Origin of the sequence: Streptomyces sp. NPDC046881, from assembly GCF_040645015.1 — a bacterium.
Classification (GTDB): Bacteria; Actinomycetota; Actinomycetes; order Streptomycetales; family Streptomycetaceae; genus Streptomyces.
Window position 1 is genome coordinate 1 of sequence record NZ_JBEYXJ010000238.1, and the last position, 1,601, is coordinate 1,601.

The 1,601-nt window shown below is 71.2% G+C and carries 1 protein-coding gene; it reads left to right on the forward strand.

Annotation, left to right across the window (positions count from 1 at the left end; translation table 11 throughout):
* Nucleotides 1-99 precede the first annotated feature (99 nt).
* Nucleotides 100-1,467, forward strand: a complete 1,368-nt coding sequence (locus ABZ923_RS41265; RefSeq protein WP_361483590.1) for an L-serine ammonia-lyase — start codon at nt 100-102, stop codon at nt 1,465-1,467.
* Nucleotides 1,468-1,601 lie beyond the last annotated feature (134 nt).

Sequence of the window (1,601 nt, forward strand, 5' to 3'; positions counted from 1 at the left end):
AACTTTCGGGGCCCACCGCCAACACTGTTTGACCGGGGGTGCGGGTGCCCCGCGCCCCTGTTCCACCTTTTGTGCACCACCCGTATTGAGGAGTCACCCGTGGCCATCTCGGTCTTCGACCTGTTCTCGATCGGCATCGGCCCGTCCAGCTCCCACACGGTCGGCCCGATGCGCGCCGCGCGCATGTTCGCCCGCCGGCTGCGCAACGAGGAGCTGCTCGGCTCGGTCGCGTCCCTGCGCTGCGAGCTGTACGGCTCGCTCGGCGCGACCGGACACGGCCACGGCACCCCGAAGGCGGTGCTGCTCGGCCTGGAGGGCGCCTCGCCGCGCACGGTCGACGTGGAGACCGCCGACGACCGGGTGGAGAAGATCAAGGCGGCGGGCCGGCTGCGGCTGCTCGGCGAGCACGAGATCCCGTTCTCCTTCGACGACGACCTGGTCCTGCACCGCCGCAAGGCCCTGCCGTACCACGCCAACGGCATGACGGTGTGGGCGTACGACGCCGAGGGCGCCGAGCTGCTGTCGAAGACGTACTACTCGGTCGGCGGCGGCTTCGTCGTGGACGAGGACGCGGTGGGCGCGGACCGGATCGTGCTGGACGACACGGTCCTGAAGTACCCGTTCCGCACCGGCGACGAGCTGCTCCGCCTGACGAAGGAGACGGGCCTGTCGATCTCCTCGCTGATGCTGGAGAACGAGCGGGCCTGGCGCACCGAGGACGAGATCCGGGCCGGCCTGCTGGAGATCTGGCGCGTGATGCGCGAGTGCGTGCAGCGGGGCATGTCCCGCGAGGGCATCCTGCCCGGCGGGCTGAAGGTCCGCCGCCGTGCCGCCGTCTCGGCCCGCCAGCTGCGCGCCGAGGGCGACCCGCTGGCGCACGCCATGGAGTGGATCACCCTCTACGCGATGGCGGTGAACGAGGAGAACGCGGCGGGCGGCCGGGTCGTCACCGCGCCGACCAACGGCGCGGCCGGCATCATCCCCGCGGTCCTGCACTACTACATCAACTTCGTCCCCGGCGCCGACGAGGACGGGGTCGTCCGCTTCCTGCTGGCCGCCGGCGCGATCGGCATGCTCTTCAAGGAGAACGCCTCCATCTCCGGCGCCGAGGTCGGCTGCCAGGGCGAGGTGGGCTCCGCCTGCTCCATGGCCGCTGGCGCCCTCGCCGAGGTCCTCGGCGGCTCCCCCGAGCAGGTGGAGAACGCGGCCGAGATCGGCATGGAGCACAACCTCGGCCTGACCTGCGACCCGGTCGGCGGCCTGGTCCAGATCCCGTGCATCGAGCGCAACGGCATGGCCGCGGTGAAGGCGGTCACGGCCGCGAAGATGGCGATGCGCGGCGACGGCTCGCACAAGGTGTCCCTGGACAAGGTCATCAAGACGATGAAGGACACCGGCGCGGACATGAGCGTGAAGTACAAGGAGACGGCCCGGGGCGGGCTGGCGGTCAACATCATCGAGTGCTGACGCACCGGCCCCCCGGGCCGCTCGTGTCTCGGGCGGTGCGGCGGATCAGGTGGTGCTGAGCATGCCCTCGCGCAGCCGGGCCAGCAGACGCGTGATCAGCCGGGAGACGTGCATCTGGGAGACGCCGAGCCGCT